This is a genomic window from Kineothrix sp. MB12-C1 (genome assembly GCF_030863805.1).
Classification (GTDB): domain Bacteria; phylum Bacillota; class Clostridia; order Lachnospirales; family Lachnospiraceae; genus Kineothrix.
The window spans coordinates 908,612-930,174 of record NZ_CP132957.1 but is presented as its reverse complement, the minus strand read 5'-3'; the positions used below and the strand labels follow the sequence as shown (position 1 = coordinate 930,174).

General features: G+C 40.7%; 20 protein-coding genes and 1 tRNA gene. All 21 read left to right on the top strand.

Translation table 11 applies throughout. The annotated features are described in order from the left end of the window. The first annotated feature begins 82 nt into the window (after positions 1–82). The gene (thrS, locus tag RBB56_RS04365; protein WP_306722090.1) at positions 83–2,041 is read left to right on the top strand and encodes a threonine--tRNA ligase; all 1,959 of its coding nucleotides are present in this window, start codon (positions 83–85) and stop codon (positions 2,039–2,041) included. A gap of 213 nt (positions 2,042–2,254) precedes the next feature. After that, positions 2,255–4,168 carry an ABC transporter ATP-binding protein gene (locus RBB56_RS04360; RefSeq protein ID WP_306721180.1) on the top strand — a complete coding sequence of 638 codons (1,914 nt, stop codon included), beginning with the start codon at positions 2,255–2,257 and terminating at the stop codon, positions 4,166–4,168. Next, a complete protein-coding gene (locus RBB56_RS04355; protein WP_306721179.1) occupies positions 4,161–5,930 on the top strand; it encodes an ABC transporter ATP-binding protein in 1,770 nt (589 codons plus the stop codon). The genes RBB56_RS04360 and RBB56_RS04355 overlap by 8 nt, the downstream gene beginning before the upstream one ends. Before the next feature lie 104 nt (positions 5,931–6,034). Next, the gene (locus tag RBB56_RS04350; RefSeq protein ID WP_306721178.1) at positions 6,035–6,349 is read left to right on the top strand and encodes a DUF1540 domain-containing protein; all 315 of its coding nucleotides are present in this window, start codon (positions 6,035–6,037) and stop codon (positions 6,347–6,349) included. A gap of 264 nt (positions 6,350–6,613) precedes the next feature. Next, a complete protein-coding gene (locus tag RBB56_RS04345; RefSeq protein ID WP_306721177.1) occupies positions 6,614–7,252 on the top strand; it encodes a hypothetical protein in 639 nt (212 codons plus the stop codon). A gap of 294 nt (positions 7,253–7,546) precedes the next feature. After that, positions 7,547–8,041 carry a translation initiation factor IF-3 gene (gene infC, locus RBB56_RS04340; protein WP_306721176.1) on the top strand — a complete coding sequence of 165 codons (495 nt, stop codon included), beginning with the start codon at positions 7,547–7,549 and terminating at the stop codon, positions 8,039–8,041. A 50-nt stretch (positions 8,042–8,091) separates the two neighbouring features. Next, positions 8,092–8,289 (top strand): 50S ribosomal protein L35, encoded by a 198-nt coding sequence (gene rpmI, locus RBB56_RS04335; RefSeq protein WP_306721175.1) that lies wholly within the window; start codon positions 8,092–8,094, stop codon positions 8,287–8,289. 40 nt (positions 8,290–8,329) lie between these two features. Continuing rightward, positions 8,330–8,686 (top strand): 50S ribosomal protein L20, encoded by a 357-nt coding sequence (gene rplT, locus RBB56_RS04330; protein WP_306721174.1) that lies wholly within the window; start codon positions 8,330–8,332, stop codon positions 8,684–8,686. Between the two features lie 221 nt (positions 8,687–8,907). Beyond that, on the top strand, positions 8,908–10,353 hold the full coding sequence (locus tag RBB56_RS04325) for an aminoacyl-histidine dipeptidase (RefSeq protein WP_306721173.1): 1,446 nt from the start codon (positions 8,908–8,910) through the stop codon (positions 10,351–10,353). Between the two features lie 49 nt (positions 10,354–10,402). Then, entirely contained in the window at positions 10,403–11,584 is a 1,182-nt protein-coding gene (locus tag RBB56_RS04320; RefSeq protein ID WP_306721172.1) for an AI-2E family transporter, read from the top strand. A gap of 129 nt (positions 11,585–11,713) precedes the next feature. Continuing rightward, a tRNA-Pro gene (locus RBB56_RS04315) sits at positions 11,714–11,786 on the top strand. Positions 11,787–11,879: 93 nt separating this feature from the next. After that, a complete protein-coding gene (locus RBB56_RS04310; protein WP_306721171.1) occupies positions 11,880–12,869 on the top strand; it encodes a DUF4003 family protein in 990 nt (329 codons plus the stop codon). 417 nt (positions 12,870–13,286) lie between these two features. Then, positions 13,287–13,562, top strand: coding sequence for a hypothetical protein (locus RBB56_RS04305; RefSeq protein ID WP_306721170.1), 276 nt, complete (start codon positions 13,287–13,289; stop codon positions 13,560–13,562). 64 nt (positions 13,563–13,626) lie between these two features. Beyond that, a complete protein-coding gene (locus RBB56_RS04300; RefSeq protein ID WP_306721169.1) occupies positions 13,627–14,739 on the top strand; it encodes an alpha/beta hydrolase in 1,113 nt (370 codons plus the stop codon). After that, positions 14,729–15,304, top strand: a complete 576-nt coding sequence (locus RBB56_RS04295) for an HD domain-containing protein (protein ID WP_306721168.1) — start codon at positions 14,729–14,731, stop codon at positions 15,302–15,304. Before RBB56_RS04300 ends, RBB56_RS04295 begins: the two co-directional genes overlap by 11 nt. Beyond that, on the top strand, positions 15,288–16,187 hold the full coding sequence (locus RBB56_RS04290) for an HAD family hydrolase (protein ID WP_306721167.1): 900 nt from the start codon (positions 15,288–15,290) through the stop codon (positions 16,185–16,187). The genes RBB56_RS04295 and RBB56_RS04290 overlap by 17 nt, the downstream gene beginning before the upstream one ends. Positions 16,188–16,374: 187 nt before the next feature. Next, a complete protein-coding gene (gene rlmD, locus RBB56_RS04285; RefSeq protein ID WP_306721166.1) occupies positions 16,375–18,270 on the top strand; it encodes a 23S rRNA (uracil(1939)-C(5))-methyltransferase RlmD in 1,896 nt (631 codons plus the stop codon). Positions 18,271–18,567: 297 nt separating this feature from the next. Then, positions 18,568–19,578: a ParB/RepB/Spo0J family partition protein gene (locus tag RBB56_RS04280; protein ID WP_306721165.1), complete on the top strand. Its 1,011-nt coding sequence runs from the start codon at positions 18,568–18,570 to the stop codon at positions 19,576–19,578. A gap of 5 nt (positions 19,579–19,583) precedes the next feature. Further along, entirely contained in the window at positions 19,584–19,964 is a 381-nt protein-coding gene (locus RBB56_RS04275) for a TnpV protein (protein ID WP_306721164.1), read from the top strand. A gap of 17 nt (positions 19,965–19,981) precedes the next feature. Then, positions 19,982–21,016: a ParM/StbA family protein gene (locus RBB56_RS04270; protein ID WP_306721163.1), complete on the top strand. Its 1,035-nt coding sequence runs from the start codon at positions 19,982–19,984 to the stop codon at positions 21,014–21,016. Between the two features lie 57 nt (positions 21,017–21,073). Continuing rightward, the gene (locus RBB56_RS04265) at positions 21,074–21,556 is read left to right on the top strand and encodes a hypothetical protein (RefSeq protein ID WP_306721162.1); all 483 of its coding nucleotides are present in this window, start codon (positions 21,074–21,076) and stop codon (positions 21,554–21,556) included. Positions 21,557–21,563: the final 7 nt, after the last annotated feature.

The following is a 21,563-nucleotide window of genomic DNA, read 5'->3' as shown; positions in this document are numbered from 1 at the left end:
GATATAAGCGTTACCGGTCACGGAGTGAACAGTAACAGATAAGCCGAAGCAGCGGATTATTAAGAAAGGTATGGTTATTAAGATGAAGATTACATTAAAAGATGGAAGCAGTAAAGAATATGAAGCTGCGATGAGTGTGATGGATATTGCGGCGGATATCAGCGAAGGGCTTGCGAGAGCAGCTTGTGCCGGTGAGATAGATGGTGAGGTAGTTGATATCAGAACGACAGTAGACCGCGATTGCAGTTTAAATATTTTAACCGCTAACGATAAAGCGGGACTTCAGGTCGTGAGACATACGGCTTCTCATGTGTTGGCGGAAGCGGTAAAGAGGCTGTACCCGGCGGCAAAGCTTGCAATCGGGCCGAGTATCGATAATGGCTTTTATTATGACTTTGAGCATGAACCGTTTACGAGAGAAGATTTAGATAAGTTGGAAGCGGAGATGAAGAAGATCATTAAGGAAGGCAACCGGTTGGAGAAATTCACCCTTTCCAGAGAAGAAGCGATTCAATTTATGGAAGAAAAGTGCGAACCTTATAAGGTGGAGCTGATTAGAGACCTTCCGGAGGATTCCGTGATTTCTTTTTACAGCCAGGGCGATTTTGTGGACTTATGTGCGGGGCCGCATCTTGCGAATACAAAGGGAATTAAGGCATTTAAGCTGATTTCTTCCTCAGGCGCTTATTGGAGAGGTAATTCCGATAATACGATGCTCCAAAGAATCTACGGTACTGCGTTTAACAAAAAGGAAGAGCTGACGGATTATCTGGAATATCTGGAAAACGTAAAGAAACGTGACCATAACAAATTGGGACGCGAGATGGAGCTTTTTACAACGGTTGACGTTATCGGTCAGGGACTTCCGCTGTTGATGCCAAAGGGCGCGAAAATCATTCAGACGATGCAGCGCTGGATAGAGGATGAAGAAGAAAAGCGCGGTTATATGAGAACGAAAACACCTCTTATGGCAAAAAAAGATTTATATGTGATTTCCGATCATTGGGATCATTATAAAGAAGGAATGTTCGTATTGGGAGATGAAGAGGATGAGAAAGCGGAAGTGTTCGCCCTTCGTCCGATGACCTGCCCGTTCCAGTATTATGTTTATAAGCAGAGCCAGAAATCTTATCGCGACCTTCCTTGCCGCTATGGTGAGACTTCCACACTTTTCAGAAATGAGGATTCGGGAGAAATGCACGGGCTTACCCGCGTTCGTCAATTCACGATTTCGGAAGGACATTTAATTGTACGTCCGGATCAAGTGGAAGAAGAGTTCAAGGGCTGTGTGGATTTGGCGAAGTATTGTATGACAACACTGGGACTTCAGGATGATGTAAGCTATCGCCTGTCGTTATGGGACCCGAATAAGCAGGAAAAATATCTCGGAAACGCTGAGCTTTGGGATGAAGTACAAAATATGATGCGTACGATTTTAAATCATATCGGTATCGAATATACGGAGGAAGAGGGGGAAGCAGCTTTCTACGGCCCTAAGCTGGATATTCAGGCTAAGAACGTATATGGCAAAGAAGATACGATGATTACGATACAGCTCGATATGTTCCTTGCGGAACGTTTTGATATGAGCTTTGTGGATAAGGACGGTGAAAAGAAAAGACCTTATATTATCCATAGAACTTCGATGGGCTGCTATGAGAGAACGTTGGCATGGCTGATTGAAAAATACGAAGGAAAGTTCCCTACCTGGCTTTGCCCGGAACAGGTACGTGTCCTTCCCATTTCCGAAAAATACGAAGCTTATGCGCTTGAAGTGGAAGCGAAGCTGAAGGAAAACGGAATACTTGCAACTATGGATAACCGCTCTGAAAAAATTGGCTTCAAGATCCGGGAAGCGAGACTTTCCAAGATTCCATATATGTTAGTAGTCGGACAGAAAGAGGAAGAGGATCAGACGGTATCGGTGAGAAGCCGCTTTGCAGGAGATGAAGGAGTGAAGCCTCTGGAAGATTTCACAGATCAGATTTGCAAAGAAATCAGAACGAAAGAAATTCGCAAAGAGGATGCAGTTGAGCAATAAAAATAAATAGCCGGAATAGGGCTGAATCTTTAACTTTATGAAAATAAAGGGAAGGTTCGGCCCTATTTTAATAAGAAAAACAAGAAAAAGTTGCGCATTTTTGCCGTGTTTTGTATATTGTCTGATTTAATATTGAAAAAACCATTATATACATTTAATATTATTTTTATTAAAAAGTAAAATGTGTTTTACATAGGGGGGGAATATTGCTATATGGGAGCGCGTGGGGAAAGAAGAAAAGAACAAGGAAGATATTCCGTATGGGAAAACTTGCGGTATGTGATCGCAGGAATTCTAAAATGGCAGCCGCTAGTCATACCTTGTACGATCATTCATGCACTGGCACAGGGGCTAAGCGTCTATGTATGGCTGTATACGGTAAAGCGGATTATTGAGATTTTTGAACAATCGTTAGAACCGGGATTAGAAGTACAAAGGGTATTATGTTTAGTGGCGCTTGCGGCAATCACCGAGTTCGTGATGCTGGTTGCTTCTAATCTATGCGATAAACAGGCAGAGGGCAGAATGCATGATGTGGAGTATCGTTTTGCGCTCTTTTGGACGACAAAAGTTTGGACAATGCCCTTTTGTATGCATGGAGACCCGGAAGTGCAGAAGAATATTTTTAAAGCGAGGAGAGCCATTAACAGTAATGGTAATGGAGTAGCGGGTTTGCATTACTGGTCCAGCCAATTGCTGCCCAACCTGGTAAGGGCAGTTATGGCTCTGGTACTTTTAGCCATAATTAATCCCGTTATTGTTATCTTAATCTTAATCTTATCCTCCATTCGATTCGCGCTCATTAACCAGGCCTCCATTTATGAAAAGGAGGAGTGTGAAAATAAGGTGGCGAAAGAAGCGATGGCGAGCTGGAGATATAGGGAAGAGACGGCAGACTTTGCATACGGAAAAGATATTCGTCTATTTCAAATGCAAAAGCCATTATATCACTTGCTTCGGAAAGAAAGTAACTTTCTGAATCAGAAGCATATATTGGCACAAAATAAATATGCAAGATATTATGTCATCGGTGATATCCTCGGGTTTGTAGAGGAGGGGGCTGCCTATGGCTTTCTCATTTATAAAGTTCTTTTTGGCGGATTAACAGTAGCTGACTTTACTTTATATCTGGGAAGTGTACATAATGCATCCACTGCTTTGAATGAAATATTTACAAAGTTTATCGTAATATGTAGCGAAAGCCGCCATGTGAATGATTACCGGGACTTTTTGGAAAGCAATGTCGAACAGAATAATGAACCTATAAAGAGCAGTTTTTTGAAAGATTATACTGCATGTGAAGAAGCCTTTAAAGAAAAGAGCACAGATTTTAAATGGGATAAGGACGCTGCTTATGAATTTACGTTCGATCATGTTTCTTTTCAGTATCCCGGGACCGATAGCTATGCGCTGAAAGATTTGTCCATTTGCTTAAAAGCCGGCGAAAAGCTGGCCATCGTGGGATTGAATGGGGCCGGAAAATCCACCTTTGTTAAACTTCTATGCAGATTATATGAGCCTACCGAAGGGCATATTTATTTGAACGGTATAGATATTAGACAATACGACCTAAATGATTACTGGAAGTTACTTGCACCGGTCTTTCAGGAAGATGAAAGCTTCGCATTTCCTATCGCTCAGAACGTATCGATGCAAACGGCTGATATACAGAAACGGGAGCAAATTACAAAATGCCTGCATGATGCAGATCTGAAAGATAAGCTTCAAGAGCTGGCGCTCGGTATAGATACCTATTTGTATAAGAATCTGAACGATGATGGAATCGATCTTTCCGGTGGACAGAAGCAGAAGCTGATGTTAGCGAGGTCTTTATATAAAGCTGCACCGGTGATAGTGTTGGACGAACCGACGGCAGCTCTGGATGCAATAGCAGAAAGCAAATCCTATGAGAATTTCAATCATATGGCGGGCGGAAGAACCACGGTCTATATTTCTCATAGGTTATCAAGCACCAAGTTCTGTGATCAGATTGCCATGTTCGAAGATGGAGAGCTGGTAGAATACGGTACCCACCAAGAGCTGATGCAAAAAGGAGAAAAATACGCACAGCTTTTCAAGGTACAGGCTCAGTATTATGCGGATAAGGAGGAAACTTGTTATGCTTAGAACGTTAAAGTATTTTTATTCTGCAGCATGGCACGAAAAACCTGCCTATGTAGTCTTTTTGCTTGTTAGTATTCTGTTAAATGCGGGGCACCCTTTTATTAACTTGATATTGTCAAAATATTTATTAGAGGAACTGGTGGGCAATAGAAATGCAGAGATATTACTGATTATTGTTGCCGGTATTGTAGGGGGGAATCTTCTTTTCCTAAGTCTGATCCATATCGTACGAACTAATCTGGCGAAGTATGATGATTGGTTCGACCGTTATTTTTATGACCGGCTCAGTCTCAAGTCCATGACAATGGATTATCCCCTTACAGAGAATGCCGAAACCCTGGATCAAGGAAGAAAAGCCGATGAGGGAATGGCATGGTATTCCGGCGGAATGAAAGGACTTAGTGAAAGCATTCAGCTGCTTATCTCCTACGCACTGATTTTATCAGGAGTTATTTCGATCGTAGTGGTAATGAGCCCGGTACTTCTTATCGTCGCCTTATTTGCGGTGGTAGGAGGAACCTTCACGGTATGGCAGACGGGTAAAATACAAAAGATTGAGTTCGAGAAATTTCCGAAAGTAAATAGAGCTTTTGGTTATGCAACGAGGAATATGTTGGAAGTCAAATTTGCAAAAAGCATACGCCTATATAACGGAGCGCTCATGATGCGCGAGCAGTTCATAAATACGACAAAGAAATGCTCCGATATCTTTTATTATACGGCGAACAGTATCGGAAGATGGAACTGCGTAGGAAGTTTTGTCAATTTCTTAAAAGGTCTTTGTATTTACGGCTACTTAAGTTATAAACTCCTTACAGGCACTATTAGTATCGGAGATTTCACTTTGTTAGCCGGTGCCTCCAATAATTTGAAGGATAGTTTACAAGGATTGTTGAATCAGATTCAGGAAGTACGTAGAAAGTTAAACTTTATGAGGGAATATGTAAAGTTTATAGAGATAGAGGATACGCATAAAGCGGGGAAAGAGACTATTTCGGAAGAGACGCTTCCGATTATCGAGTTTCGTAATGTATCATTCCGATATCCGTCCATGCAGGAATATATATTAAAAGATATTAATATTACGATTCCCGGAGGGCAGCATTTATCTGTAGTAGGACTGAATGGGGCAGGTAAAACGACTTTTATCAAGCTTTTATGCCGATTGTATGATGTGAATGAGGGAGAAATCCTATTAAATGGTGTGAATATTAAGAACTTTGATTACGATACTTACATAAAAACATTGGCAGTGGTCTTTCAAGATTTTAAAATGTTCGCTTTGTCCCTACGGGAGAATATAAAACTCGGAGATTGGGAAAAAGAAGTAGAAGAACAGGATATAAAGAATATTTGTGCATTGAGTGGGCTTATACCGAAAGTGGAATCGCTTCCTAAAGGTCTCGACACACAAATATACAAATATTTCGATAAGGAAGGCATTGAACCTTCAGGCGGAGAAATGCAAAAATTGGCTATTGCAAGGGCTCTTTATAAGGACTCTCCGGTTGTTATATTAGATGAGCCTACTGCAGCGCTGGATCCAATTGCAGAATATGATGTTTACAGACAATTCGATACATTAATAGGTGGTAAGACAGCAATTTATATTTCACACAGATTATCCTCCTGCAAATTCTGCGATAAGATAGCCGTATTTGCAGATAATACGATTAAGGAATACGGAACACATGAAGAGCTGGTGAATCTGTCTGATGGGATTTATGCGGAAATGTTCAAAGCACAGGCCAGGTACTATGCGTAAAATAATTTAAAATCAATAAAAAAGTAAGCGGAATGCACCGTATATTTTTGAATAAGGGAGTCATACTAACTATGGAAATATTCTTGTCTGATAGGAGGTAAAAAATGGCTCAGTTAGATTGTACAGTTGATAGTTGTGTGTATAACAAAAGTGAATGTTGCTGTAAGGGTGATATTATGGTAGGAGGAAAACATGCTCATCAAGAGGATGATACCTGCTGTGAAAGCTTCGCTGAAAGAAGAGGGGATTCTTATATGAGTGCCTTAGAACATCCATGTAAGACCATCAGTATCGACTGCGAGGCGGCGAAATGTGTGTATAACAGTAACTATAAATGTTTCGCACAGCATGTGGATATCAAAGGAAGCGGCGCGGAGGATTGCAGAGAAACTCTTTGCGCTACTTTTAAAGAAAGATAAAGGGTAATTATTCAGTAGTTCATATAAAATCTTCGCGGGACGCATTTTCCGCGAAGGTTTTATATAGAAATAAAGAGGATACATATTGTTAGGTTAAATATTACGAAATTGTGAACTTTATTACATTTTTTGTTTTTACCCTTGTATAGGGTAAATAATTTCTCTATAATAGGAAGAGGCAAAAGGCATGATAAGAATAAGTGTGAAATATCGTGTCCCTGCCTAAAGTTTGGAAGGATATGAGAAAGGCATGAACAAGTAATTATGAATAATAAAAAAATCGCTGTAGCAGCAGTTGCCGGAATATTGATTACATTAATATCAGGTACGACTTTGGCTGCAAAGACGGTATTCGCGGCTGAAAGAATATCTATTACAAATGAGGAACAGAGTGCAACCTTGCAGGAACATGCGCAAATTGAGGCGTTGAGCGTATATAAAAATGAAAAATATAGAGATACAGGATGCACCGTCATTTTACCGGAAGGATATATTGCAGACAGTGAGATAAAGGGAATGTATGTCTCTGAAAGAAATTCCATCGATTCTTCTAACATCTATTATTCGGTAGTGGAGAATGTAGGAGCAGAAGACTTAAAAGAAGCGATGGATGCCGAAGCTTATAAGAGAAAGGCTGAGCGAAAATTCAAAGAAGTCTATGGAGCTGATGCTAAGATTACTTCTTATCGGTTTAAAACAGTGGAGATAGATGGATGTCCGGCATACGAAGTCAAGCTCTCTTGCAGCGTGCAAGGAGTGACGTTAGAACAGCTCATTTATATTATTACTGCGGACCAGATTTATACGATTACCTATTCTCAGGCATCGGATGATGAACGAATGAAAGAATTTGAAAAAAGTGCCGAAACAATCCGCATAGTTTTTGAAGGTGAACAGGAATAAAAAATACTTTTGAGAATATGATATTTTTCACTTGACATATAAAAAATGGAATGTTATACTATGTAAGCGTGTGAGGAACACAGAATAATCAAGCAGAGTATCCACTCTCACCCTACAGCAAAGGCTCGTAGGTGTCTATAATTCTAAATTTCCCAACTTGGCGATTGGTCTATGTTGGAATTATGAGAATGTACGATTGGTGGATAGTTATGCTATCCACTTTTTTTATGCGGTGTATCTCGAGAAGACGGATAACACTATTATTACGAGGAGGGCGAAACCATTAGCGATTTATTGATTAACGAACAGATTAGAGACAAAGAAGTACGCGTAATTGGGGAGAATGGAGAACAATTAGGAGTCATGACCTCGAAAGATGCCATGAAGCTGGCAGAAGAAGCGGAACTCGATCTGGTGAAGATTGCACCGACCGCGAAACCGCCGGTCTGCAAGATTGTTGATTACGGAAAGTTCAAATATGAACAAGGACGAAAAGAAAAAGAAGCAAAAAAGAAACAAAAGGTAATTGAAATAAAAGAAATTCGTTTGTCTCCGAATATTGACACCAATGATTTGAATACAAAGGTGAGTGCTGCAAAGAAATTCATTGCTAAAGGTGATAAAGTAAAAATAACCCTTCGTTTCCGTGGCCGTGAGATGGCACATATGGGAAGCAGTAGGCATATTTTGGATGATTTTGCACAAGCGCTTTCTGATATTGCGACTGTGGAAAAGGCACCTAAGGTGGAAGGTAGAAGTATGACAATGTTTTTAACTGAAAAGCGTTAGTTAGTCCAGTTAAAATAGATAAAATTGATGAAGTATAGGAGGAATTAAATATGCCAAAAATGAAGACAAGCAGAGCAGCTGCTAAACGTTTTAAATTAACAGGAACAGGTAAATTAAAAAGAAGCAAAGCTTACAAACGCCATATCTTAACGAAGAAATCAGCGAAGAGAAAGAGAAATCTCAGACAGTCTGCTATTACAGATGCAACTAATGTTAAGAATATGAAAAAGATTTTACCATATCTGTAATACAAAATATTTCGAAGAATCGTAAGGAGGAAAATAAGAAATGGCGAGAATTAAAGGCGGCGTAAATGCCAAGAAAAAACACAATAGAGTATTAAAGCTTGCGAAAGGTTATAGAGGAGCAAGATCAAAACAATATAGAGTTGCAAAACAGTCCGTAATGAGGGCATTAGCAAATTCCTACTCAGGAAGAAAAGAAAGAAAGCGCCAGTTCAGACAGTTATGGATTGCACGTATCAATGCAGCATCCAGATTGAACGGCTTATCTTATAGCAAATTTATGCATGGATTAAAGCTTGCAGAAGTAGAAATGAACAGAAAGATGCTTGCTGAATTAGCAGTAAATGATGCAGAAGGTTTTGCAGCATTAGCTGAGCTTGCAAAGAGTAAATTATCATAATTAAAATGAGAATATAGAAATCCTGAAGGTTATCGGCCCTCAGGATTTTTTTATTGTAACAGGGAAAATATGTAAATATTTTATAAATTTGGACAATTCCTGTTTATCAATAAGGTATATTCAGTGTATACTATAGAAAGTATTCGATAATTCTATGAATCGAGATTTAGCAGGAATTTAGGTTCGAAGAAAATGGATAAAAGAAAAATGAGGTTAGAACGATGAAAAAGTTAGAAAATTTAAATCCAAAGAGGGTATTTCATTATTTCGAAGAAATATGTGCCATCCCTCACGGCTCGGGAAACGTGGATGAAATCAGTAATTATCTTAAGCATTTTGCAAAGGAAAGAAATTTATTCGTTTTGCAGGATGAATTGAAAAATATAATTATTATCAAAGAGGCTTCGGCAGGATATGAAGAGGTGGCTCCGATTATTTTACAAGGTCATATGGATATGGTTGCCGTGAAGAAACCGGAAGCGGCGATCGATATGAAGACAGAGGGGCTCAATCTTAAGGTAGAAGGAGATTATGTCTTTGCAGAAGATACGAGCCTGGGCGGAGATGATGGAATTGCAGTAGCTTATGCGCTGGCAATACTAGATGATAGTACTCTGGAGCATCCAAGGCTTGAAGTTATCGTGACGGTGGATGAAGAGACGGGAATGGATGGCGCCAGAGGCATCGATGTATCCATGTTAAAAGGAAAGAGAATGCTGAATCTGGATTCCGAAGAGGAAGGTGTGATCTGGGCAGGCTGTGCAGGCGGTGCCAGGGTGGATTGGACTCTTCCCGTAGAGTGGGAAAAAAGAGAAGGCAGTATCTATGAGGTATCAGTAAAAGGATTGCTGGGGGGACATTCAGGGGCTGAAATCCATAAGGAAAGAGGAAATGCCAACTGGCTATTGGGACGATTATTGGAAGCATTACAAGAAGTCCAAGGATTCTCTATGGCAGCAGTAAAAGGCGGCTTGGCGGACAATGCGATTCCCAGGGAGGCATCAGCTATCGTTTTGGTGAATAAAGATAGAGAAGAGGATCTTCTTCGTATTGTGAAGGATATGGAGATACAGGTAAAACAAGAGCTGCAGACAAAGGACCCGGGATTTTTCCTGGAAGCAGTGAAGAGAGAAGAGGGAGGCTGTCGTTGCTTGACAAAGGAATCCATGGAAAGGGCAATTTACCTTTTATTCTGCGCGCCAAATGGAGTACAGGCGATGAGCGCAGATATCGAAGGACTTGTGGAGACTTCTCTGAATATGGGAATTATCGAGCTGGAGGAAGCGGCCTTACAGGTACAGTTTTCAGTGAGAAGTTCCTTAGAAAGTGCGAAAGATGTACTGATTCGAAGACTGGGGGCGATTGCCGGGATGGCAGGTGTGCAGCAAAAGGTACGAGGAGAATATCCGGGTTGGGCATACCGTGTCCATTCTCCGTTCCGCGATATGGCATCGAGAGTATATGAAGAAATGTTTGGGCAGACGCCGCAGATACAAGCCATTCATGCAGGATTGGAATGCGGGCTGTTATCGGCGAAAATCCCTGATTTGGAGTGTATTTCCATAGGACCGAATATGCAGGATATTCATACGACCGAGGAGCGCCTAAGCATCTCCTCCACAGAAAGAATATGGAATTATGTGCTTGCAATATTGAAGCAAAAATAGAAAAAGAGGGTACTGAACTGTTACCAAAAGAGAATAACAGGAGATAACTATGGACTTGAATAAGAAGAACGTGAAAAGTATAAGAGGGCTGATTATTTTTACGGCGCTCATATGTCTTGCTGTATGGAGGTTCGAGGTAGTGCTGCAGGGAATATTCTTTGTTATCGGTATTATGAAGCCTTTCTTATATGGGGGAGCGATTGCTTTTGTACTGAATCTTCCGATGAGTGCAGTTGAGAGAAAGCTATTCGGGAAGAATAAGAACGCAAGAGTGGAAAAATTAAAAAGGCCGGTCAGCATTGTCCTGTCCTTTGCTCTTGTAATTCTGGCGCTCCTTCTTGTAGGAGTTATTGTGGTGCCTCAGGTAACGAAGACGCTGGTCGATCTGGGAAATAAGATACCGCAGTTTCTGACTGAGGTTTATCAGATGCTGGAGGATATGTTCGCATCCCAACCGCAGCTTCTATCCACGTTGACAGAGTTTATGCCTCACCAGTTGGAATGGAATTCCATGCTGAATGGAGCTGTTAATTTTCTGAGAAACGGCTTCGGAAGTATGCTCATCTCTACGGTGACAGTGGCTTCCAGCATTATCGGCGGAGTGGTGAATACCTTTGTTGCCCTTATCTTTTCTTTTTATATTCTGGCGCAGAAAGAAAAGCTGGGAGAACAGATAAAACGTATTATGCAGGCATATTTAAGCGAAAGGGCATACGGGAAGACCATGAAGGTACTCATATTATCCGGTAAAACCTTCAGCAACTTTATTGCAGGACAGTGTACAGAGGCTGTGATTCTGGGCGCGATGTTCGTAGTGAGTATGACCTTATTCGGTTTTCCTTACGCGGTTTTGGTGGGAGTTCTCATCGCCTTTATGGCACTTATACCGATTGTAGGAGCATTTATCGGCTGCTTCGTGGGTACTTTCCTCATTATGGTAGACGATCCGATAAAAGCTGTTTGGTTCTTAGTTCTCTTTATCGTTTTGCAGCAAATAGAAGGAAATCTCATTTATCCCCATGTAGTAGGGAACTCGGTGGGATTGCCGTCCATATGGGTATTGTTGGCGGTAATGCTTGGCGGAAGCTTGATGGGAGTTGTAGGTATGCTTATCTTCATCCCTATCGTGTCTACGATATATACACTTCTTCGCGAGGATGTGAATAAAAGAAATGATAAGAAAACAGAAAATGTGAAAAAACTTAACGTCGAAAGAGCGGATAAGAAATAAAGGCGGATAAGGAACCGATTGAATTTTACTTAAAAAAGCTGTGAAAAACTTCGAAGATTAAAAATTTTAAAATTTGTAAAAATATAGTTGATTTTATGACGCAAATCATATATAATAACATTTGCGTCTCGGGGTGTGGCTCAGGTGGTAGAGCGCTACTTTAGGGAAGTAGAGGCCGCAAGTTCAAGTCTTGTCACTCCGACTAAAGAAGACATGATTTTCCGTCAAAGGAAAGCATGTCTTTTCTTATATGCAAAAATCTGATACGATAGAAAGAAAAGTGGAGGAGTGTAGCATGAAAGAACAAACCCGCACAAATTGCGAACAATTGATAAAAAATCGAGATAGGGTTAAATCTGTTTTTCCTTGGGATGGCGGCTTGTTGAATCTTGCTTGTGCCGGTATCTTTACAGTAAGAGATAAGAACGTGGATGAGTCGGTATTGAAGGAGTGTAAGGATTTACTCAAACAAAACGTCAGTGTTTTTTCCAACTTTCGCAGTACGGCCAGCTCACCGATTGCTTCCATATTGGCAATCAGCAGCGATCCAAAGCAGACATTGGAAAATGGCTTGCAGGTATACCAGCTATTGAAGAAAGACTTCTGGGCATCCACCTATCTGCCGCTTTCCGCAATTCTTATTGCACAGATGGCAGACCCCTCTTCGTACAAAGAAATTGCAGCGAGGACAAGGAAAATCTACAACCAGATGAAACAAGAGCATCCTTTTCTGACATCGAGTGAAGATAGCACTTTTTGTGCCCTTATGGCTCTTTCGGAAAAAGAAGATGATAAGATGCTGGAAGATGCAGAGCAATGTTATCATATATTGAAGCCCGATTTCTTCTCCCCCAATGCCGTTCAGTCACTCAGCCATACTCTGGCGCTCTGTGATGGAGAGGCTGATATAAAGTGTAAAAAGACGATGGAACTTTTTGAAGGACTGAAAGCGGCGGGACATAAATATGGAACGGACTATGATTTGCCGACACTGGGCATTTTAGCAATGTCCGGCGGAGCTTTGGATGAAATTATTCAAGAAATCATAGAGATTGATGATTGGCTGTCACAGCAAAAAGGGTTTGGATTTTTCGGTGCCATTACCCGAAAGCAGCGGTTGATGTACGCAGGAATTGTGGCGCAGAGGGATTATCTGGATGCGGAGACCATGCAGACCGCAGCGATAAACGGTACGATTTCACTGATCGTTGCCCAACAGGCGGCTATGTGTGCTGCAATAGCGGCAAGCTCTTCGGCAGCGGCCAGCGCCTCTTCATCAAACTGAAATAATGTATACATAGCAAAAGTAAGAAAAACGGTTATTTCAAAAATGTGAAATAACCGTTTTCGTTAATTTTTGTTCATTGACTCCGGACAAAGCACACTTTTGTTATTCTATAGGAAACACCTTGTTACATTAAAGTGTAAAATTGTTAATCCTATAGAATAAAAGCACTCCGTGCAAGATGCGCAGCTGCGCGCGGAACAAAAGCTGTGCTGCTAAAAGTTTAAATCGCGAGAATGGGCGAAGCACACTTTTGTCCTTAAAGGTTTAATATCTATTTGCTTGTGATGAAGATCTAAGAAGTATAGGCTTTTAAGGAGAAGATTGTTTTTTACGAGCAGCTCAGTTATAATTTTAAAATAAGCAGGAACACCGGCATAAAGCCGCCAAGATTTTGAAAGGAGTATGCTTATAAAGATGATAGAGAAAGATAAGTTTCATGTGCTTAATTATATAAAAAGAGAGGAATATACCGGAAGCATGAGCGGTATGCGCTACATGCTTAAGAAAAAGGATGGGGAGGATGGTACCAGTCTGGAAGTGATTTTATGGCCGGAGCCGTTTGGCTATGCGAAAACGCCGGAGTCGAAGAAACAACGTATGGAATTCCCGTTTAGCCAGGAAGGGCTGGAAGAAGCTGTTGATTGGATGAATGAGCAGCACGAGGTACAAAGAGAGTTATGGGAGATGTGAATGGATTACAGTTCATCGGTCTTGATATTCTTTAGCTGGTGACAGAAGAAAGGGTGAGTAGGAGATGAAAAAAGGGTATCGTACAGATGTGAGAAAAAGGGAAATAAAGGGAAGGGGAAAAAACGATTTGAAGATGAGATGGTTACGTCCCTTCGGCGGAGCGTTGGCATTTTTGACACTTCCGGTCTACGGAGTGTCCTGGCTCCTTTTTAAGATAGCAATTGTAAGGGATAATAGGAGTGGGTTCCTGGAAACCCCTTTGGTAAAGTTTGTAATTAACAGAGCAGGCGGTGCGATGAAGGCGCTTAAGAATGAACAAGTTGCGGAGTCTGTAGAAACAGGACTGGGATTTGCAGATTTTAAGACGGAAATAGAAGCAGGAAAACAATGGTTCCTGAACCAGAAGAAGGAGCGGATTGTAGTGACGAGCTATGACGGGCTTAAGTTAACTGCCTATTACCTGCCAGCCGAGCAAGAATCCAATAAAGTGATGATATTAATGCATGGCTATCGAAATGAAGGCGGATTTGGAGATTTCAGCGGGTTGGTGGAGTTCTATCACGATATGGGATATCACCTTCTCGTGCCCCATCAGAGAAGCCATGGAGAAAGTGAAGGGGATTATATTTGCTATGGAGTGAAGGAAAGATATGATGTAAAACAATGGGCAGAATATATTGCAGGTCGATTTGAGGGGAATTGCAGTATCTTTTTATCCGGCATCTCTATGGGAGGTGCAACTGTACTTATGGCAGCAGGATTGGAGCTTCCGAGTCAGGTAAAAGGAATTATTGCGGATTGTGCATTCATTTCCCCGTGGGAAACTTTTTCCCATGTAATAAAAAGAGACTATCGTTTGCCGCGATTTCCGTTCCTGTATGTTGCGGACTATATAGCGGGAAACCGTGCAGGATTCCGTTTTAAGGAGTGCAGTACGATCGCTTGCATGAAAAAGAACCATATTCCGGTGCTGTTCATTCACGGGAGTGAGGATACCTTTGTGCCTACGGAAATGAGCTATAGGAATTATGAGGCTTGTGCTGCTCCGAAAGAACTTCTGATTGTGGAGAAAGCAGCACATGGAACGAGTAATCTGGTAGAACCTGACACTTATCGGGAGGCAGTAATTTCTTTTATGGAGAAATATACAGGGAATGGAGACGGAAATGGAAATTAAGGAACTGATACGTTTTGTCAGGCAGATTGAAAAATTAAAATGCAACACGAGACATTCCTGGACAACGAGCGGGAGAAAAGAGAGTGTGGCAGAACATAGTTTTATGCTTGCTGTGATGGCATATCTGACAAAAGATGCCTTTCCCACAGCGGATATGAATAAGGTAATTCTTATGTGCCTTCTCCATGATTTCGGGGAGGCTGTGACAGGGGATATCCCCGCTTTCGAAAAGAATGCTAACCATGAAATTGCGGAGGAAAAGGCGATTGAGATGCTCTTAAGTGAATTGCCCACGGCACAGAGGGAGGAAATGCTCTCATTATTCCGCGAAATGAAAGAGATGAAAACATTGGAATCGAAGATATGCAAGGGCCTTGATCGGATGGAGGCCGTTCTTCAGCACAATGAGGCATCGATTGAAACATGGCTTCCTTTGGAATATGACTTGCAGTTAACCTATGGGGAGAAGGAAGTGGAGTTTTCTCCTTATTTGACGGAGCTTAAGAAGCAATTGAATGAAGATACGAAAAGAAAAATAGAAATGGAACATGAAAAGAGAAAGTAGTATATTTGCGGTTAAAACCGCAGGTTATGAGAAAGATATAGGTATAGAAATGAACATTAAGTGTATCGCGCTGGATTTAGATCGAACGACGTTAAATGAAAAAGGAGGCCTTTCAGAAGGAAACCGCGCTGCTTTACGGCAGGCAATGGATAGAGGGCTGCATATTGTGGTGGCGAGCGGCCGCTCTTTTCATACGTTGCCGCAAGAGATACGGAGCTTTGCCGGAATAGAATATGCGGTAACCGGGAATGGAGCAGCTACATACCATATGCCGACCGAAAAATGCCTTCATAAGCATCTGCTGACAGAAGAAGATGTCCGCTCCATTATGAAGGAGACTGAAAACGATATCGTAACCTATGAAACATTTATCGACGGTGTCGCTTATGCCGGAAAAGAATATGTAGATAACCCTGAACTTTTCAACGCATCTCCTGAAGCGATACAATATATGAAATCGACAAGACATTTAAAAGAAGATATTATTTCTTTCATTATGGAAAATAAGGACAAGCTCGACAGCATCGATGTCATTGTGAGAAATGAAAGGGAAAAAAGGGATATATGGAAACGGATAGAACGTTGCACCAGTCAAGTATACATAACCTCCTCGGTTTCACAATTGGTGGAGATTTCTCATAAGAATGCAGGAAAACATATGGGTGTTGCCTACGTTGCGAACCTACTGGGATTACAAAGGGAAGAGGTAGCGGCTTTCGGTGATGCGGAAAATGATGTAGACATGCTTCGCTATGTGGGATATGGCATCGCCATGGAAAATGCTTCCCGTGAATGCAAAGCCGCAGCAGACTATGTAACTAAGCACCATAATGAAGATGGAGTGGCCTATGGAATGAGAAAGATATTGAAAGTGATTGAATAGAAAAAAAGGATAGAAGGAAATGCCGAATGGAGAGGAAGGTTCCATGGCATATCAGGTAATAAACGTGTATTGTATAGAAGTCAATAAGTTGAAAAATGATTAGATAAAAGGTAATTAATTAAATGATTTACTAGATAAAAATAACTGGTAAGAGAATAGTTAAATAAAAAAGAATGATTTATATAGAGTGAAGAAAAAGATGGAAGCGAAGAGGATAAATCCGGAGATGAGACAGGAAAACAGGAAGCAAAAAAGTGTTGGAAATAAGGGAGATTATAAGAAAGACGGATATAAAGGCAAGAGTAGCAGCCGTGGCGATAACACGACACCGGGCGCAGGAAAGGATAGATTCGAAAAGCGTGCAGATGGAAAGAATAGCAGGCAGCAGGGGGAAAAAGATTCTTGGGGTGGAAAGCAGGAAGGCCATCAGAATAGAAATAGAGATGCAGAAGAAGGCGGAAAGAAAAGAGGTCCGACTAATCAAAGGGGAAGAGAGAATTGGCAGAATAAAGATGGAAATAAAGATAAGGTAAGAGAAAAGAAGTGGCAAGGTGAGAGGGAAAATAGAGCCGGGTCAGGAAAACAGGGACATCAAGGTGAAAATAAAGGCAAAGGAAAGGGACAGAGCTGGTCGAGCGAAAAACAAAGAAGAAGTAGCTTTGATAGGCAAGATTGGAAAAGTGAAAATAGAGATAAGGATAGAGTAAGAGACTGGGGACAACGAGAAGAAAGAAACGGAAAAGACGAAAAAGAAAAGAGAAGCAGTGCCGGCGGACAGAATTGGCAAAGCAATAAAGGGAAGAATACTGCAGGGAAGGGAAGAGAATACGCAGAGAAGTTTGCCGATAAGAATGAACAGCAGGTAAAGAATATAAAGTTTGAGACCGGAAGAGCGCGAATGCCTAAGAACAATGAAGGTTTCAAAGGAAAGCGTAAGAATAGCCGCTGCAAAGTATCCGGGGAATGCGGCGGATGTAAAATGATAGATGTGCCGTATGATGAGCAGCTTATGCAGAAAGAAAAAGAAACGGCAGCATTGTTGAAGCCCTTTGTGAAATTAGAGGGTATCATTGGTATGGAAAATCCTGAGCATTATAGGAATAAAGTAAGTGCCGCCTTCACTCATGACAGAAAAGGAAAGCCGCTTTCCGGCGTATATAAAGAAGGAACTCACTATATCATACCGGTAGAGGAATGTTTATTAGAAAACAAGAAAGCGGATGAGATTATAGGTTCCATCAGGGAATTGCTTCCTTCCTTTAAAATAAAAACTTATGATGAAGATACAGACTATGGGCTGCTTCGTCATGTTATGGTGCGTGTAGGCCATACCAGCGGTCAGATAATGGTAGTGCTCGTTCTTTCATCTCCCATTATGCCTTCTAAAAATAACTTTGTAAAAGCGCTGCTTAAATTACAACCGGAAATTACAACCATTGTAATCAATACAAACGATCGAAAGACGAGTATGGTTCTGGGCGATAAAGAGCAGGTAATATACGGCAAAGGTTATATCGAGGATACATTAAATGGCAAGATATTTAAAATTTCACCGAAATCTTTCTATCAAGTTAATTCCGTACAGACTGAAAAGCTCTATGGAAAAGCGATAGAATATGCCGGTCTGACCGGAAAGGAAACAGTACTCGATGCCTATTGCGGCATCGGAACAATTGGCATTATGGCTGCCGATAGAGCAAAGCAGGTCATCGGCGTGGAATTAAATAAAGATGCCGTAAAAGATGCTGTGATCAACGCCAAACAAAATCAAATCTCCAACATCCAATTCTACCAAAAAGATGCCGGAGAATTCATGACGCAACTCGCAGAACAAGAAACACAAATAGATACCGTATTCATGGATCCGCCCCGCGCAGGCAGCGATGAAGTATTCTTGAATTCATTGGCGATGCTGAAACCGAAGAAAATTGTTTATATATCTTGTAATCCTGAGACCTTGGCAAGGGATCTGGAATATTTGACGAAGAAAGGATATAAGGCGGAGAAGGGTGTGGCTGTAGATATGTTTCCGTTTACGAATCATGTGGAAACCGTCTGTTGTCTACAAAGGGTGAATATGTAGAAATTCTTGAATTTACGCACTTTGCGAGGGTTTTTAAGTTCACTGGGAAATCGAATTTTGGAAGAAAAAAAGAGATTTCCAACGAGATTAAAGTCTCAGTAGTTATAGAACTGGTATGAGTGGACACAAAAATATATCGTTCATAAATCGGATGATTTCAGTAAAATAAACCATCAACAACTTCATAAGAAAAAGTCGAAAGACCGCTTGTTTTCAACATCTTTGATGTGAAAACAGGCGGTCTTCTTTTTTTGCCAGTTTTCACATGACACCTACGACAATAGGAGGAATGAGAAGATGAAGAAATCAAAGGAATTGTGTTCATTATGGAACAACGAACAGGAATTACAGACGGGAAACGTCAAAATCAGTGAATTGCATGAGTTTAAAGGACATCCTTTTCGAGTGGAGCATGATATGCAGTTGTTTGAATTATCCAAAAGCATTGATGAAAAAGGAATATTGGTTCCGCTGATTGTTAGACCTAATCCTGATGGAGAAGGGTATGAGATTATTGCAGGTCATAGAAGAAAAGCTGCCTGTGAATGGGCTGGTGTTGATACAGTTCCCGTCATGGTTATGCAGATGGATGATGCAGAAGCCACAATTGCTATGATCGATAGTAATTTGCAAAGAGAGCATATCAGACCGAGCGAAAAAGCTTTTGCATACAAGATGAAGTTGGAGGCAATGAAGCAGCAGGGGAAGCGAAATGATTTGTTTCAAGATGGAACTTTGTCTCCAGTGGGGACAAAGTTAGATAATCCGACTTTGGAACTGAATCAAATGATTTGTTCTTATGATGATTCGGGAAAATGGCAGTTAGGCAGTCAGCCATTAGAAAAAGAGAGAGTGCGGACAGATGAATTGTTGGCAAGACAGATTGGAGAAAGCAGGAATCAGATTGCAAGATATATTCGCCTTACGAATCTGATACCAAAGATACTGGATATGGTAGATGAAGATAAACTGGCATTTCGTTCCGCAGTAGAACTGTCTTATCTGTCAGAAGAAGAACAGTATGAGCTTCATGCAGTTATGGAACTGGAGCAGGTGATTCCGTCCTTATCTCAAGCAAATCGAATGAAACGGATGAGCCAGTCAGGAAAATTAGATATGGATATGCTTTATGAAATTCTTGGGGAAGAAAAACCAAATCAGAGGGAAAAGCTAAAGATTTATGCTGATTCATTAGAAGGGTATTTTCCATCTGATTATACCCCAAAACAGAAAGTGGAACTGATTGAAAAGCTTGTGAAAGAATGGAGTCTTAATCAAGCAAAGAAAATGGAGAAGAAGGTAAGGTAATTATTATGAACGAAGAGAGAACATTATTTGATTCCATGGGAGTTCGTTATGAAGAACGAGAAGGATTATTTTATCCAGTAATTGCAGAGGCAGAAATACAAGAGCCAATTCATGTAGGAAAGTATGGACATCTTTGGATGAATTTTATGAAAGAGAACCATAAAGATCGTTATCGTCATTTACTTCGATTTGGAAAATTAATGACAAAAGTAACAGAGATTGATGAGGAAGCTTATCAACTACTGGATTCGATTACTGAGAAGTATCTTAAGAGCCATCCGCCCAAAGATTGCAGTTCCACCATGGAAATGTGGAGACTTCGGGAAAAAGCGAAAAGAATAGCAGAAGAAGTTATTTTTCAAGATATTGTTAATCAGTTTCACTAATGGGAGGGATTTTATTTATGAATGAGAACTTAAGGATAGCGGGAAATCAGCATTATTTTATGGGAAGAACAAAGCAAACAGAAATTACAACAGCACCTAAGGGTAAAGGAGAAGAACGAATGAGAGATTATACTATGAATGGAACTTTAATTATTGGCTGTGACCATGGGTACGGCAACATTAAGACGGCGCACTTTTGCTTCAAGGCATCCGCAGAAGCAAGTGAAACAGCACCGATTTTTAGTAAGGATTATGTGAAATATGAAGATAAATATTATGTAATATTAGAAGGGCACAAGAGTTTTCTGGCAGATAAGATTGCAGACGATGATTATTATATTCTGACGCTGGCGGCAATTGCAAAGGAACTGGAACTTCGAGGATTGCATGAGGCAAAGATTCATCTAGCGGTAGGACTTCCACTGAAGTGGGTAAAGGCACAGAGAGAATCTTTTAAGGCTTACCTGCTCCGTAACCGCTATGTGGATTTCGAATATCGGGAGAAGAAATATCTGGTAGAGATTGTAGATTGTACCGTAATGCCTCAATGTTATTCTGCGGTGGCAGAGACATTAAAAGAATTTACTGGAATTAATATGCTTGTGGATATTGGAAATGGAACCATGAACATCATGTATCTCAATGACAGAAGGGCAATGGAGAATAAATCATGGACAGAGAAATTTGGAGTTAATCAGTGTGCAATTCGCATTCGCAACAAGGTACTGGATGAAACAGGCACCAATCTTATGGATGATGTGATTGAGCGATTTCTAAGAACGGGAGTAACAAAAGTAGATGAACCGTATAATTCCTTGATCATAAACGCAGCAGCAGAGTATGTGGCTGAAATATTTGCGAAGTTGAAAGATTATGAATATAACGACAAGCTTATGAATCTGCATATTATGGGTGGTGGTCATAAGCTAGTGGAAACCGTTGGAGAGTATAATCCAGATAAGATATTTTTTATCACAGATATCTGTGCAACGGCAAAAGGGTACGAGTATTACTGTTATATGGGACTTCGCAGACAAAATAAGAATCGTTAATCAGAAAGATTTTTAATAGATTGATATGGTTAAAATCTTGTGAGAAAGGAGTTTTCAATGATTAGGAATACAAATATCCGATTCTACGAGGAAGAAGAGGAAGATAAAAGGGCATGGGAAATCTTACATGCCCTTGATAAGAAACAATTTAAGTCCCAGAGCAAATTCGTTGTACTTGCGATACTGGATTATTATGAAAAATGCATGAAGAAAGAGCAAGATCCGTACTTTGAGACAAGGGAGAAAGAAGATGCTTTTTCTGACAGAATCGTTAAATCTGTGGAAGAGAAGGTGCTTAGTAATCTTCCGGCTCTGATTGGAAATTATGTGATGTGTGTGCAACAGGTTCCGTTGCAGAATGCTTCAATGGTTGGACAGTCAGCGGTAGTAAATTCTACTGGAATACTTTCTACTGCAAATGCTACTGGTGCAAAAAATCCAACGGATGTAGAAGTGGGAATTGATTCGGATGATTTTAGTAAGGAATCCAATTTAGAAATTGAGGAAAATGAATTTCTTGATTTTGGAATGATGGAATAGGTTTGGT